Source organism: Streptomyces griseiscabiei (genome assembly GCF_020010925.1).
GTDB lineage: Bacteria > Actinomycetota > Actinomycetes > Streptomycetales > Streptomycetaceae > Streptomyces > Streptomyces griseiscabiei.
This window is the reverse complement of record NZ_JAGJBZ010000002.1, coordinates 2,445,067-2,458,862: the sequence shown is the minus strand read 5'-3', so window position 1 is coordinate 2,458,862 and position 13,796 is coordinate 2,445,067. Positions and strand designations below refer to the sequence as shown.

Genomic DNA, 13,796 nt, shown 5'->3' with positions numbered 1-13,796 from the left:
GGGCCTAAGCTGCTCCGACCTGACCCAGCGTTCCGCGCAAAGAAATCCGCGAGTTTTGCAGCTCACGAACTCGAGCACGGAACACGCGCCAGCGCGGCCGCAGTCGGTCGGCCAGCGGGCGCTGCCTGTCCTCGTCGAACAGGGGCAGCGCTTGTGCTTCGTGCTTCATGGGCGGGTCCTTGGCTCCGGGCCGCCCGTGGCGGGCGTGGACAGCGGCCGGGTGTTCATCAGTCGGTGACGCTGCCGTAGGCGATGACCCCCGTCCACGTCAGCACGTCCACGATGAAGATCCCTCCCACGGCCGAAGCTACGCAGCAAGCCGAGGCCCGCACCCGGGAAGCCCAGAAGACGCCCCTGACGGACGATCACGTGCTACCGATCTCTACCCTGCCCAGCACGAGTACCCCACCGAGACGGCACACCAGCCCCGCCGACCAGCAGAAATCAGGATGGCGGGTCCTCATTGTCAGTGCGTGCCTCTACGGGCTCACGGGGAGGGTCTGCTCCGACCAGATGGTTTTTCCCTGGGGGGTTTGGCGGGTGCCCCAGGTGGCTGTGAGCTGGGCGACCAGGAGGAGGCCGCGGCCGCCTTCGTCGAAGGTGCGGGCGCGGCGCAGGTGCGGGGCGGTGCCGCTGGAGTCGGAGACCTCGCAGATGAGGTTCCGGTCGCGGATCAGACGCAGATGAATGGGTGGCTGTCCGTATCGGATGGCATTGGTGACGAGTTCGCTGACGACCAGTTCGGTGACGAAGCAGGCGTCATCCAGTCCCCAGGCCTCCAGTTGGGCGATGGCCTTCTTGCGGGCCTGGGCGACGGCGGCCGGGTCCGCAGGTATTTCCCAGGTTGCCACCCAGTCGCTGTCCAGTGCTTTGGTGCGGGCGATGAGCAGGGCGATGTCGTCGGAGGGGCGGCCTGAGAGGAGGGCGGCCAGGACGGCGTCACACAGGTTGTCCAGGGAAGTGGACGGTTGGGCGAGTGATTGGCAGAGCAGGGACTGGCTGACGTCGATGTCCCGCTCGCGGGCTTCGATCAGCCCGTCGGTGTAAAGGGCGAGGAGGCTGCCTTCTGGTAGTTCGATATCGGTCGCTTCGAAAGGGAGTCCGCCGAGTCCGAGTGGGGGGCCGACGGGGAGGTCGAGCAGTTTCGCGGTGCCGTCGGGGGTGACGAGGGCGGGTGCCGGGTGTCCGGCCAGGGCGATCGTGCAGTGGCGGGACACCGGGTCGTATACCGCGTACAGGCAGGTCGCGCCGACATCCCCGGTGGTCTCCGCCCCTGGGTCCGGCTGTGGGGCGCCTTTCTCCTCGGTGGACAGGCGGGCGACGACGTCGTCGAGGTGGGTGAGTAGTTCGTCGGGGGGAAGGTCGATGTCGGCGAGGGTGAGCACGGCGGTGCGCAGCCGCCCCATGGTGGCGGAGGCGTGGATGCCGTGGCCGACGACATCGCCAACGACCAGTGCGACACGGGCGCCGGACAGCGGGATGATGTCGAACCAGTCTCCGCCCACGCCCGCCCGGGCGCCGGCCGGCAGATAGCGGGAGGCGACCTCGACGGCTGCCTGTGTCGGCAGTGCCTGCGGCAGCAGGCTGCGCTGCAGGGTGACCGCTGTGGCGCGTTGACGGGTGTAGCGCCGGGCGTTGTCGATGCAGACGGCCGCTCTGGCGGCCAGTTCCTCGGCCAGCAGCAGGTCGTCCTCGTGGAACACCTCGGGATGCTGATGGCGGACGAAGACGACGACGCCCAGAGTGGTGCCGCGGGCGGTCAGGGGTACGGTAATCGCCGAGTGGATGCCGAAGTCGCGGATCCGGGCGGCCCTGGACTGATCCACAGCCATCCATTCGGCGATCGCCGAGTCGGTTGCGTGGTACAGGAGGGTATGTCCCGACCTGAGGCTCTCGACCGGCGGGGAGCTCTCCGGGTAGTTGCTGACCTGGCCTGGAGCGACGACTGCCTCGGGGATTCCCGGATTCACTGACTGGTGGGCGACGCGTCGCAGTGGGACGGGGCCGTACGGGGCGACCGATCCCGGGGCCGACTCGTTTACGTCGAGGGAGGGGAGCAGGTCGACGCTGGCGAAGTCGGCGAACTCTGGGACGGCTACATCCGCCAGTTCCTGAGCCGTCCGCGTCACGTCCAGGGTGCTGCCGATACACCTACTGGCCTCCGCGAGGAGCATGAGCCGCTTACGGGCCCAGTACTGCTCGGTCATGTCATGCATGGCCACGCCTACACCCTGGACACGACTGCCTTCGTCCTTGAGCGGGGTGAGGACAAGGGACCATGCGTGCTCGCGGCCCTCGCTGGGCGTACCCCCGTAGATCTCCAGGGTCTGCGGCTCACCCGTCTGCAGTGCCCGCAGCATGGACCGCTCCATCGTCTCCATCGACGGATGGTCCACGATCTCCGAAGCCCGCAGCCCGCGCACGTCGTCATCGGTGAGGGCCACGGCACGGTGGGTGGCCTCGTTGGCCAGGCGCATGCGCAGCCCGGTGTCGTACACCGCCATGTGGCAGCCCGCGACCTGCTCATGGTCCCAGCTCATGAGCGTGTTGTCGTCGGGCTGGGGCCGCAGCCCCGGCAGCGCGGAGACCAGGAACCACTCGCGCCGCCCGTCGGCCAGCGCTCTTTTGTGCGCCAGGACTTTGATCTCCAGGCGGTGGCCGTCGCGGTGCCGGAGGGCGATCAGCCCGTTCCATCTGGGCATCAGGGTGAAAGAGCGCAACTCCTGTTCGTCGATCTCCTCGGCCAGCAGATCAGCTGCGGGTTGTCCCACGATCCGGGCGGGCGAATACCCCAGCAATTCCTCGGCCCCCGCATTCCACCGGGTCACGACGCCGTGTCCGTCGATGGTGACGTTTGCACTGAGCGCCTCGTCGACGCCGTAGGCGGACGCCTCCGGCGCTTCGTCGGTGGCCATGCGGCCCTCCTCGCTGCTCAGTGCGCTCTCGCGGAGATCATCGCCGCCTTCCGCCGCATCACTCCGGATGGGCGCGGCATATGTCGCTATTATCCCGCTTGTGCGGTCAGGTGGGTGCGGCGAGCGACTAGCTTTGCCCCTTGCTGCGGCCCCTATGCCGACCAAGGGGGCGTGACGGAGCCCGTGGCGAACGCAGCAACTCCGTTGCGGCGCGCTGACGGGCTCCGCCGAGAAGCCACACGTCTACGAGAACTCACGATAGTGATCTTGGGTAGTCGCCGGCCGAAAAGGAGGTAGACGGAATCCTCCGCTGATGCCTTCTGGTTCACGGGCCTTCACTCGGTGAAGGCCGGCCTCCCGCACGACTTCCCCAGTCATGGCACCGTGTACGCCTACTCTGCGGCCTGGCGCGACAAGGGAATATCGCTGGCTCACCCACGGCCTGGCCGGCCTGGTCCGTGTGAAGGAGGGACGCAAGCCCGAACCTGCGGCGTCCGCGATCAATGCCCAGAGCGTGAAGACCTCCGCGAACGTGCCCCTGACCAGCCGGGGAACCGATGAGGGAAGGAGATCGTAGGTCAGAAGCGGGCGCCCACCAGCCAGCTGTAGACGCCCGTAGGGGGCGCGTCCGTCCAGGGGGCTGGCTATAACCGCTTTCGCTGCCCGGGAGATCCATGGAACCCGACGCTGTCGCGCATGCGCTCCATTTCGACGGCGCCGAATGCGCCCACCTCTGCGACCTGACCCGAGCTGCCGCCAAACACTCGACCTGCCGCAAGCGTGCCGATTGCCTGACAACGTCCTGCGCGTCCTGCGCTCCAGGACCGGCTCCTGGCTCTCATTCGCAACGGTCGTCGGGACATCCTCACGGCCTGCGCCGCTACCGAAGAAGCCAAGCAACCGGTCAGCCTTCCGGCCACCAGGACCGGTGAGCGCCCACGACCGAGTGCCGCTCGTGCCTCTGGGCAGGTCCCACGAGCCGGTCCACGGCCAGAGCTGACAGCCGGTGCGCACGATCACCTTTGGCCACCCGGTCACGGAGTTCACCCATGACCGTGCCGGCCGACGGCGCTGGTGAGTTCGTAGCGGTTCAGCGGGTGGATCAGGACCGTCTGCCCTCCGCGGCTGCCGCCCCCCACATGCGAGACTGTCACGCATGACGACCGGCGTGGAGGGATCGCGGATCCCCAGGAAGGGGAAGGGCTCCGGTCGGCTGCCGACGATGCAGGACATCGCTGACCATCTCGGTGTTTCTCGTCAGCTTGTCTCGCTGGTGATGAGAGGTGTGCCGGGGCCGAGCGCGGAGTCGAGGGAGCGGATCCTCGCCGCCGCGGGCGAGCTCGGGTACCGGCCGAACGCGTCCGCGCGCCTGCTGCGACAGAATCGCACCCGTTTGATCGGGATGATGTTCGAGATGCGTAACCCTTTCCAGGTGCGCTTCGTGGAGAGACTCTTCGTTCGGGCGGCGGAGAAGGGATTCGGGTTGGTGCTCGGCCCCTTGACGGTCGAGAGGTCTACGGATGTCGTCGTCGCCGAGCTGATGGAGGAGCGCGTCGAAGCACTGGTCGCGTTCAACCCCGACCCAGGATCGGTCGCGCTCGCCGAGGCGTGCGATCTCGTTCCTGTCGTCTGGTTGGGTGACTGGGCGCAGACGCCGGAGGTCGACAACGTACACGTCGACGAGGTCGAAGGGCTTGGTCTCGCGATCGAGCACCTGGTCGGGCTGGGGCACCGTGACATCGTCTACGTCGGCGGGCTCGGCGGACGTGTGGGGCGGGACCGTGCCGACGCGTATCGCGCCGCGATGACCACGTTCGGGTTGTCCGATCAGGCCGAGGTGCTGTCCAGCGACTTCTGGGAGGAGGGCGGCGCCGCGGCCGCGAGGGAGATCGTCGCGCGCGCTCGGCGTCCGACGGCCGTCGTGTGCTGCGGGGATCAGTGCGCGGCGGGCGTGATGGCGGTGTTCGCGCGGTCGGGGATCCGGGTTCCTGAGGACGTCTCCGTCGTCGGATTCGACGACAGCTACCTCTCGTCGTTGTCGTATCACCGGTTGACGTCGGTGCGGCAGGACGTCGAGGCCACGGTCGAGGCGACGTTGGGATCGGTACTCGAGCGGCTTGACGGAGACGACAGCCCGCGACGTGTCGTCGCCACGGCGACGACACTCGTGGTGCGCGAGTCGACGGGGCCGGCGCGGACCGGGGCGTGACGGGTTCCTGCTGTCCCACCCCGGTTCCGTAGGCGCGAGGGCTCAGCGCACTCCGCGGATGGGGATGATGACGGCGGCGCCGATCAGGGCGACGATGCCCGCGCACCAGAGCAGTGCCGGGTAGTTGTCTCCGCCGCCCAGCCCGAGGAGGAGAGCGCCGAGCGCGGGCGCGAAGGACTGAGGCAGCGAGTTGGCGATGTTCAGGACGCCGAGGTCCTTGCCCGGCTTCTCCGGATCGGGCAGCACATCGATCACGAGTGCGTTGTCGACCGCGGTGTACACGCCGTAGGCCAAGCCCATGATGATCTCGGCAATGTAGAAGTGGGCCACGGTGTCGGCGTAGACCAGCACGACGAGCCCGATGCCGAAGAGCAGCGTCGAACCGGCGACGAAGACCTTGCGGCGGGCGAGTCTGTCGGACAGCCAGCCGGACAGGGCGGCGCTCGCCATCAGGGCGATGGTGTAGAGGAGCACGCCGGTAGCGACGGCTGAGACAGCTCGACCCTCGGCGAGCCCGAGGTGGTCCTGCATGTAGAAGAGCCGGAAGGTCGTGAACAGGAACATCGCGAGGACGATCATGAATCGCGACGCCCACGCCAGACCGAAGTCCGGGTGTTTCACGGGATTGGTCCAGAACGCTCGGATGACGGCCATCAGGGAGAAGGACTCCACGGGGGTCTCCGGGGTGCGGTCGGGGGTGACCAGCACATAGACGACCACGCAGGCGACACCGGCCACACCAGGCACGATGAACAACAGTGGCAGGTTCGCGACGAGGAGCGTGGCCGCATAGATGCCGGCCAGGACCGCGACGTTCTGCGCGAGGCCGAGGACACTGGAGGCCCGTCCGCGCTGTGACTCGGGCACGTTGTCGGCGAAGCTGGCCATGAGCGCGGCGAACGCCGCGTTGGACGCGAGCTGGCACAGCAGCCACGACAGCGTCAGCGTCAGCACGTTCGTCGAGAGGGCCACCGCAGCGAGGCCGACGAGCAGGAACATGGTGCCACCCAGCAACCACGGCCGTCGTCGCCCCCATCGCGTCCGGGTCCGGTCGCTGAGTGCCCCGAACAGGGGGTTGCCGACGATCGCGCCGATCGAGCCGATCGACAGCGCCACCGCCACGACGGATGCCGGATCGCCGGGATTCAGCTCCTTGGCCTTCAACTGCATGCTCACGATGACGGGCGCGAGGATCGCTATGAAGATCCCGAACTGGGCGATTCCGATCGCGGCGATGTACCAGTTGCTGACGGATCGGGCGGGGACCGGGCTGGTGACGGGGGGTGGGGGAGTTCTCGTCGCCATCGACGCCTCCTTGAGTCGTATGTCGAACGCCCGGCGGAGCGCTCGCCGATGATGGCGATTTAGCTCGTGCTAACCTGGCGCTCGGCCGACTTTAGCTCGTGCTAAATGGTTTGCCTATAGCGACGTCGAGGAGCGTGACATGCTGCCGTCCTGTCTGCCGGAGCCCCACCTCTATCTGCCTGGTACAGGAGAGCCTTCGCTTCGCTGGGGCATCGTCGGCCCCGGCTGGATCGCCGGAGAGTTCGCGAAGGCCGTGCGCGCCCACACCGCTCAACAGATCGTGGCGGTCGCCTCCCGCTCCCCCGACCGCGCGTCGGCGTTCGCCGCCACCCACGGCATCGGCCTCGCCCTGGGATCCACGGAACAGCTCGTGACCCGTCCCGATGTCGACGTGGTCTACGTCGCGACCCCGCAGAGCGAGCACCTCGCGGTCGGCCTGGCGGCGATCGCGGCAGGCAAGCATGTGCTGATCGAGAAGCCTTTCACCGTAAGCGCCGCCGCGGCGAAGACCCTCGCCGATGCGGCGCGCGCCGCCGGGGTGCTGGTGATGGAGGCGATGTGGAGCCGCTACCTGCCGCAGACATCGGTCATCCGCCAGCTCCTCGCCGACGGCGTGCTCGGGGAGGTCCGTACCGTTCTCGCCGATCACGGCCAGGCGATCACGGCGGATCCGCAGCACCGTCTGTACCGACCCGAACTCGGTGGCGGAGCACTGCTGGATCTGGGCATCTACCCGGTGCAGTTCGCCTCGATGGTGCTCGGGGCCCCTACCCGGGTGACCGCCGTCGGGGGTATGACCAAGACGGGCGTGGATGCCTACTCGACCCTGGTACTCACCCACGAACAGAACGCGCAGTCGACGCTCCACACCTCGATCCAGGCCCGCACCCCGATGACCGCCGTGATCGCCGGCAGCGAGGCGACGCTCAGCATCGACAGCATTTTCTACGCGCCGACCTCCTTCGCTCTCTCCTCTGCAGGTGACCCCTTCGGCCCGGAACTCACTTGGAGCGATCCCACGGGCCTCAAGCTGTTCGACGGGCTCTCGTGGGAAGTCACGGCGCTGGCGCGCTTCGTCGGCGAGGGCCGCACCGAGTCACCCGTGCACACACTCGACGAGACCATCTCGATCCTCGCCAGCATCGACGAGGCACGAGCCCAGGTCACCGCGTCCTGACCTGCGCAACCAGAGGAGGGACTCCATGACGGATCTCATCACCACGCTGGAAGGCCAGGAGAAGGAGCTGGTCTTCGAGTCGTTCGACCATGCTGATGCCTGGCGACTGGGTTCGCGCATCACCGCGACCGCGAAAAAGGCCGGCCATGCGGTCGGCATCGACATCCGGCGGCCCGGCCTGATCCTGTTCCGCGCGGCCCTTCCGGGCATCACGCCCGATCAGGACACGTGGATCGCCCGTAAAGCTGCGGTCGTGCTGCGCATGGAGGCCAGCAGCGCGCTGGTGGACGCCCGGCTGTCCGCGGCGGGGATCGACCCCGCCGCGATCGGATGGCTGGGTGCGGAGTACGCGGTAACGGGAGGCTCGTTCCCCATCCGGGTCCGGGATGTCGGTGTCGTCGCGGCCGTCACCGCATCCGGTCTGTCCTCGCAGGAGGATCACGACCTCATCGTCGAAGGCATCCGCGCCCACCTGGCCCACGGAGGCAGCGTATGAGCGAGCAGATTCCCCCACGACGGCTGCGGAGCAGTCAGCGGGCGCGCGTCCGTGTCTGGGACCGCACGACGGGGACCGTCCGCACCGTGTACGAGTCGCGCGACCGCCTGTACGAGGCACCCAACTGGACACCTGACGGGCGCCTGCTCGTCAACGGCGACGGACTTCTGTGGACCCTCCCCGTCGACGGTTCGGCAGCGCCCCGGGCGGTGCCGGCCCAGGGGCTGCCCGACGTCAACAACGACCACGTCCTGTCTCCCGACGGAGATACGGTGTTCGCCTCGACGAACGACTGGCACATCTGGGAGGTTCGTCTCGCCGGCGGCGTCGCCCGCAGGGTCACCTCCGACGACGGCGCGCTGCACTTCCTGCACGGCGTCAGCCCCGACGGACGCCGCCTCGGATACGTACGTCTGGAACCCGAGGGCGACAACTGGTGGGCGTCGGCCACCATCCACACCATCGGCGTCGACGGACGCGACGATGTCGCCGTCACGACCGATCCCGGACCGGCGGACGGCTGTGAGTGGACGCCCGACGGAGCCTGGATCTACTTCAACACCGAGCAGTTCTCCCAGCTTCCGGGCCACGCCCAGCTCGCCCGCGTCAGGCCCGACGGGAGCGAGTTGGAGCAGCTCACCTTCGACGAGCGCGTGAACTGGTTCCCGCACATCGCCCCGTCCGGCGACGTCGCCGTCTACCTCAGCTACCCGCCCGGCACCACCGGCCACCCTGCCGACCTGCCCGTCGAGCTGCGGCTCGTGCCGGTCGACGCCTGGCAGAAACCCACCACGCTCGTCGCCCTCGACGGCGGCCAGGGCACGATCAACGTACCCAGCTGGGCCCCGGACGCGTCAGCGTTCGCGTTCGTCGACTACCCCTTCGACCAGCAGAACACCCCCGGCGGCCAGTGATCAAGAAAGGGACCCTGACCCCATGACCTCCCCGCCCCTCACGCGCCGTACGGCGATCAATCCGCTGCCCTGGATCCTGAGCGACGGCGGATATCGGCTCGACCGCGCTGTCCTCAACGAAGCCATGGCCGCGCTGTCTGGTATCGGCTTCACGCATTTCACCATTGAGCTGCCGCCGGAGATGAACCCCGCCGAGTACGGCACGCTTCTGGCCGACCACTCGCTCGCGGCTGCGCCCGGGTACTTCTGCGCCCCTTTCCACGAACGCGAGCGTCACCACGAGGCCGTCGAAGCGATCAAGCGTCACGCACAGGCGCAGCTCGCGCTCGGCGTCGACAGCGCGTTCATCGCCGCCGACCTGCTGCCCGAGCGCATGGCACGACCCGCCGTCGGTACGGGACACGACGCGGACCGGACGCTGGTGGTGGCCGAAGGACTCGCCGCCGCGGCCGAAGCGGCTGCCGCAGAGGGGGTGCGATACGGGCTGCACCCCCATGTCGGCTCGGCCGTCGAAATTGAACAGGAGGTGCGTACGGTGCTGGATTCCACCGCCGGCAGCGCGCTGTGGTTCGGCCCGGACACCGGCCACCTGCGATGGGCGGGCGCCGTACCCGAGAAGCTCGTCGCGGACTACACGGACCGGGTGCTGAACGTCCATCTGAAGGACGTCGATGCCGAGGCGGCGAACGTCGCACAGCAGCGCCGCGAGGACTACATGAAGGCGACCGGCCACTCGAAGGTGTGGACCGAGCCCGGACGCGGCGTGATCGACTTCGACGCCGTCCTCGCCGCGCTCCCGGATGGCTTCGACGGCTGGTTCGTCATCGAGGTGGATGTGCCGAACATCGGCACCCCCGCGGAGAGCAGCGCCGCGTCCCTGGAATTCCTGCGGCAGCACCCCTACTTCACGGCCACGGCAGGAGGCACCAGGTGAGCGCGCGGCCCGGGTCGCTCCGAGTGGCAATCATCGGGACCGGCATGATCGCGGCGGCGCATGTACGCGCGGCCCGAGACGCAGGCGCCACGGTCATCGGCGTGCTGGGCTCCCTTCCTGAGCGGTCCCTGGAAGCCGCTGAGCAGTGGGGTGTCTCGACCGGTTACCTGAGTTTGCCCGAGCTGCTGGAGGCACGGCCGGACGTCGTGCACATCTGCACGCCCAACAACACCCACATCGCCTACGCGCATGCCGTCGTCGAGGCCGGTCTCCACATGGTTGTCGAGAAGCCGATCGCCACCAGCCTGACCGAAGCGCGCGAGCTGGCGGCAGCCGTCCATGCCGCCGGAACGGTCGCGACGGTGCCGTATGTGTACCGCTATCACCCCCTGGTGCGGGAGATCCGCAGCCGCCGAGAGGCGGGCGACCTGGGCGACCTGCTGCTCGTGCACGGTTCCTACCTTCAGGACTGGCTGGTGTCCCCCGACGCGTCGACCTGGCGGGTCGACCCCCGAACCGGCGGCGCATCGCGCGCCTTCGCGGACATCGGATCGCACTGGGCGGATCTGGCCGAGTTCGTCTCAGGTGAGCTGTTCACCGCCGTCACCGCCAGTACCTCCATCGCCTATCCCACGCGACCCATCGCCTCGGGCCCTTCTTTCGGAGGCGGCGCACATGGCGAGCGCGTGCCCGTCGAGACCGAGGACATCGCGGTCGCGACGTTCCGCACCGAACGGGGAGTGTTCGCGAACTCCGTGATCTCGCAGGTCTCCGCAGGCCGCAAGAACCGGCTGTGGCTGGAGCTCGACGGTTCGCTCGGATCGGCCGTGTTCGACCAGGAGCAGCCCGAGTCCGTCTGGTTCGGAACCGAGCGTGGTGCGACGGTCGTCCGTCGTGGCGAAGGTGAGGTCGCAGCAGACCAGAGACGACTCAACCGCGTGCCACCCGGCCACCCGCAGGGCTGGCCCGACGCGTTCGCGGCGTTCTGCGCCGACACCTACGCCGCCGTCAAGGGCGAACAGCGCACCGGACTTCCCACGGTCGACGACGGTCTGCGATCCCTTGAGATCATCGACGCACTTTTGCACAGCGCCGCCAGCGGCGACTGGACCGAGATCGGTGCCGCTGACGCAGCGCTCACCGCCGAAACGGAGAAGTCGTGACAGAACAGTCCCGTCACCCGGTCACCCTCTTCACCGGCCAGTGGGCCGACATGCCCTTCGAGGAACTGGCGCGCCGCGCCGCCGACTGGGGCTACGACGGCCTGGAGATCGCTGCCAGCGGTGACCACCTGGATCTCGCCCGCGCCGACGAGGACGACGCGTACGTGCGCTCCCGGCTCGACATCCTCGATCGCCACGGGCTCAAGGTGTGGGCCATCTCCAACCACCTGACCGGCCAGGCCGTGTGCGACGACCCCATCGACTTCCGCCACCAGGCGATCCTGCGCGACCGCGTATGGGGCGACGGCGACGCCGAGGGTGTACGGCAGCGCGCCGCCGAGGACATGAAGCGGGCCGCCCGCGTGGCCCGCAAGCTCGGCGTCGATGTCGTCGTCGGCTTCACCGGATCGTCGATCTGGCCGTACGTCGCCATGTTCCCGCCCGTGCCCGGCGAGGTCATCGACCGCGGTTACGAGGACTTCGCGAACCGGTGGAACCCCATCCTCGACGTCTTCGACGCCGAGGGCGTGCGCTTCGCCCACGAGGTGCACCCCAGCGAGATCGCTTACGACTACTGGACCAGCGTGCGCACCCTCGAAGCCATCGACCGCCGCGCGGCCTTCGGGTTCAACTGGGACCCCTCGCACATGGCCTGGCAGGGCATCGACGTGGTGTCGTTCATCACCGACTTCTCCGACCGCATCTACCACGTGGACTGCAAAGACACCCGCATCCGCAAAGCCAGCGGCCGCCAGGGCGTCCTCGGCTCCCATCTACCCTGGGGCGACCCGCGCCGCGGCTGGGACTTCGTCTCGACCGGACACGGCGACATCCCCTGGGAGGACGCCTTCCGGGCGCTCGCGTCGATCGGCTACGCCGGCCCCATCTCCATCGAGTGGGAAGACGCCGGCATGGACCGCCTGCACGGCGCGGCCGAGGCCGTGCGCTACATCCGCTCCTTGCTGTGGAAGCTCCCCACGGCGTCCTTCGACACCGCCTTCAGCAACCAATAGGAGGCAGGTGCCACAGGGAGGCCCACTGGCTGCGGGTTGCCACGGATCCCGGACTGCAGCGGTCGAGATCGTCGGACCCGCCGGCTCACCTCCGCTCTCCCCAGAAAGCATTGCCTGGCTTGGCCGTCGCGGCCGGCTCGCACAGTCGTGGTGCGCGTGGCCGAGGAGATCCGCCCGAACCACCCGACGGAGGGCGCCGCGATAAGCGCGGTCGCAGTCAGGCTTGGGATCGACTCGGCCGAGACGAGGCCGCGTTCGACCGGGGGCCGACTGCGCGAGCTGCTTCAGGACCCCGTCGAACGCCCCGCGGAGCAGCCCCACCCTCAAGCAGCCTGAGGACGTCGTGGCACAGCACCCGTGGCACCGGGAGTCCCGAAGAAGGGCGAGCAAGTGAAGACCATGGTGGGCGGCCTGCCCGGCTCAGAGGTCGCCGGTTTCCTCGACGAGCACGTTCAGCAGATGCGGTCCATCACGCCTGTGGAGAGCAAGCACGCCCTCGATCTCGATCCGCAGGTTTTGCTCACGGCCCCTGCCACCCACCACTGAACGGATCGAATGTCATGGCCGACACCCCCGCACGCTCAGCGCCGCCGCCCGTCGCCTCCGCGGCCGCCGGGCCCCTTGGGGGGCAGGCGAGGGATCGGCTGACCGGGGTCGGCCTCGTCGTCTGTGGCATGTTCTCCCTGCAGTTCGGGGCGGCCGTGGCGGCACTGCTCTTTCCGCGGGCAGGCGTCCTGGGCGTAGTGTCGCTGCGGCTGGGCATCTCGGCCCTGGTTCTGCTGGCCGTGTGCCGGCCGGCCGTGCACGGTCACGGGCGCGAGGGCTGGGCGGTCATCGTCGGCTTCGGGGCGGCGCTGGCCGGCATGAACGTCCTGATCTACCAGGCGATCGCACGGATCCCGCTGGGAACCGCGGTCACCCTGGAGGTGCTGGGCCCCCTGGTCCTGTCGGTGGTCGCCGGCCGCCGGGCGAGCAGGTGGCTGTGGGCCGGACTGGCGCTGGCGGGTGTGGCGCTGCTGGGCCGGGGCGGACTCGACGACCTGAACCCCGCGGGTGTCGCGTTCGCTCTGGGCGCGGCTGCGTCGTGGGCGGCGTACATCCTGCTGTCCGCCCGCGCGGGCAGCCTGTTCCCCCGGGTCGACGGACTGGCCTTGGCCATGACGGTGGGCGCCCTGCTCATCCTGCCTCTGGGCGTCGCGGAGACGGGCGGTGCCCTGCTGCAACCGGTGACGCTGGCGTTGGGGGCGACGGTCGCCCTGCTGTCCTCCGTGCTGCCCTACAGCCTGGAGCTGCTGTCCCTGCGCCGACTTCCGCCGACAGCGTTCGCGGTGCTGATGAGCCTGGCGCCAGCAGTCGCCGCCCTCGCCGGGTACCTGGTCCTGGGCCAGAATCTGGGGATCGCGGAAGTGGTGGCCGTCGCCCTTGTCGTGATCGCCGGCGCGGGAGCGGTACGTCCGTCGGCGAACCCGTCCCGCCGCTCCGGGCCGCGCGGTACCGGCCGGGAGCGGTAACGCGTACGCATGCCGGGCCACCAGGAGCCAGGACACCCTGTGGACCTCGGGCCCGGCGAACGCCCTGCCCGGGGCGGGACAGTGCGATGCAGTGGGTTCGCCATCCAGAGAACCACCCACAGACCTCGCACGGGCGCCCGCATAGGGGCCTGCGCTTCC

The 13,796-nt window shown here is 68.9% G+C and carries 11 protein-coding genes and 2 pseudogenes; 10 read left to right on the top strand and 3 right to left on the bottom strand.

The genetic code is table 11. The features are described from left to right. Positions 1-4 precede the first annotated feature (4 nt). Both J8M51_RS28010 and J8M51_RS28005 read right to left on the bottom strand, forming a co-directional pair. Entirely contained in the window at positions 5-169 is a 165-nt protein-coding gene (locus J8M51_RS28010; RefSeq protein WP_179203004.1) for a hypothetical protein, read from the bottom strand. A gap of 310 nt (positions 170-479) precedes the next feature. Next, a complete protein-coding gene (locus J8M51_RS28005) occupies positions 480-2,915 on the bottom strand; it encodes a SpoIIE family protein phosphatase (RefSeq protein WP_086754808.1) in 2,436 nt (811 codons plus the stop codon). A gap of 354 nt (positions 2,916-3,269) precedes the next feature. Here J8M51_RS28005 and J8M51_RS28000 point away from each other — a divergent pair. Both J8M51_RS28000 and J8M51_RS27995 read left to right on the top strand, forming a co-directional pair. After that, positions 3,270-3,503 (top strand): annotated as a pseudogene (locus J8M51_RS28000) (IS5/IS1182 family transposase); the annotation flags it as partial. 568 nt (positions 3,504-4,071) lie between these two features. Next, entirely contained in the window at positions 4,072-5,124 is a 1,053-nt protein-coding gene (locus J8M51_RS27995; protein ID WP_086754809.1) for a LacI family DNA-binding transcriptional regulator, read from the top strand. A 42-nt stretch (positions 5,125-5,166) separates the two neighbouring features. Here the strand turns inward: J8M51_RS27995 and J8M51_RS27990 are convergent, their stop codons facing one another. Next, a complete protein-coding gene (locus J8M51_RS27990) occupies positions 5,167-6,429 on the bottom strand; it encodes an MFS transporter (RefSeq protein ID WP_086754810.1) in 1,263 nt (420 codons plus the stop codon). Between the two features lie 139 nt (positions 6,430-6,568). Here J8M51_RS27990 and J8M51_RS27985 point away from each other — a divergent pair, with 139 nt between their 5' ends. From J8M51_RS27985 to J8M51_RS27950, 8 genes and pseudogenes are all read left to right on the top strand, one after another. Beyond that, entirely contained in the window at positions 6,569-7,606 is a 1,038-nt protein-coding gene (locus J8M51_RS27985) for a Gfo/Idh/MocA family protein (protein ID WP_086754811.1), read from the top strand. Between the two features lie 25 nt (positions 7,607-7,631). Continuing rightward, positions 7,632-8,102 carry a heme-degrading domain-containing protein gene (locus J8M51_RS27980; protein WP_086754812.1) on the top strand — a complete coding sequence of 157 codons (471 nt, stop codon included), beginning with the start codon at positions 7,632-7,634 and terminating at the stop codon, positions 8,100-8,102. Then, positions 8,099-9,016 (top strand): TolB family protein, encoded by a 918-nt coding sequence (locus J8M51_RS27975; RefSeq protein WP_086754813.1) that lies wholly within the window; start codon positions 8,099-8,101, stop codon positions 9,014-9,016. The genes J8M51_RS27980 and J8M51_RS27975 overlap by 4 nt, the downstream gene beginning before the upstream one ends. A 22-nt stretch (positions 9,017-9,038) precedes the next feature. Then, positions 9,039-9,950: a sugar phosphate isomerase/epimerase family protein gene (locus tag J8M51_RS27970; RefSeq protein WP_086754814.1), complete on the top strand. Its 912-nt coding sequence runs from the start codon at positions 9,039-9,041 to the stop codon at positions 9,948-9,950. Beyond that, positions 9,947-11,113, top strand: a complete 1,167-nt coding sequence (locus J8M51_RS27965) for a Gfo/Idh/MocA family protein (RefSeq protein ID WP_256964216.1) — start codon at positions 9,947-9,949, stop codon at positions 11,111-11,113. The genes J8M51_RS27970 and J8M51_RS27965 overlap by 4 nt, the downstream gene beginning before the upstream one ends. Positions 11,114-11,163: 50 nt before the next feature. Continuing rightward, positions 11,164-12,126 (top strand): sugar phosphate isomerase/epimerase family protein, encoded by a 963-nt coding sequence (locus tag J8M51_RS27960; protein ID WP_086754822.1) that lies wholly within the window; start codon positions 11,164-11,166, stop codon positions 12,124-12,126. Positions 12,127-12,525: 399 nt separating this feature from the next. Then, positions 12,526-12,633, top strand: a pseudogene (locus J8M51_RS27955) (GNAT family N-acetyltransferase); the annotation flags it as partial. Positions 12,634-12,686: 53 nt separating this feature from the next. Then, positions 12,687-13,637 (top strand): EamA family transporter, encoded by a 951-nt coding sequence (locus J8M51_RS27950; RefSeq protein ID WP_086754815.1) that lies wholly within the window; start codon positions 12,687-12,689, stop codon positions 13,635-13,637. Positions 13,638-13,796 lie beyond the last annotated feature (159 nt).

Bases quoted from the DNA above. Each gene is read 5' to 3' on its own strand.
- J8M51_RS28010 (WP_179203004.1), bottom strand. From the start codon at position 169: ATGAAGCACGAAGCACAAGCGCTGCCCCTGTTCGACGAGGACAGGCAG.
- J8M51_RS28005 (WP_086754808.1), bottom strand. From the start codon at position 2,915: ATGGCCACCGACGAAGCGCCGGAGGCGTCCGCCTACGGCGTCGACGAG.
- J8M51_RS27995 (WP_086754809.1), top strand. From the start codon at position 4,072: ATGACGACCGGCGTGGAGGGATCGCGGATCCCCAGGAAGGGGAAGGGC.
- J8M51_RS27990 (WP_086754810.1), bottom strand. From the start codon at position 6,429: ATGGCGACGAGAACTCCCCCACCCCCCGTCACCAGCCCGGTCCCCGCC.
- J8M51_RS27985 (WP_086754811.1), top strand. From the start codon at position 6,569: ATGCTGCCGTCCTGTCTGCCGGAGCCCCACCTCTATCTGCCTGGTACA.
- J8M51_RS27980 (WP_086754812.1), top strand. From the start codon at position 7,632: ATGACGGATCTCATCACCACGCTGGAAGGCCAGGAGAAGGAGCTGGTC.
- J8M51_RS27975 (WP_086754813.1), top strand. From the start codon at position 8,099: ATGAGCGAGCAGATTCCCCCACGACGGCTGCGGAGCAGTCAGCGGGCG.
- J8M51_RS27970 (WP_086754814.1), top strand. From the start codon at position 9,039: ATGACCTCCCCGCCCCTCACGCGCCGTACGGCGATCAATCCGCTGCCC.
- J8M51_RS27960 (WP_086754822.1), top strand. From the start codon at position 11,164: ATGCCCTTCGAGGAACTGGCGCGCCGCGCCGCCGACTGGGGCTACGAC.
- J8M51_RS27950 (WP_086754815.1), top strand. From the start codon at position 12,687: ATGGCCGACACCCCCGCACGCTCAGCGCCGCCGCCCGTCGCCTCCGCG.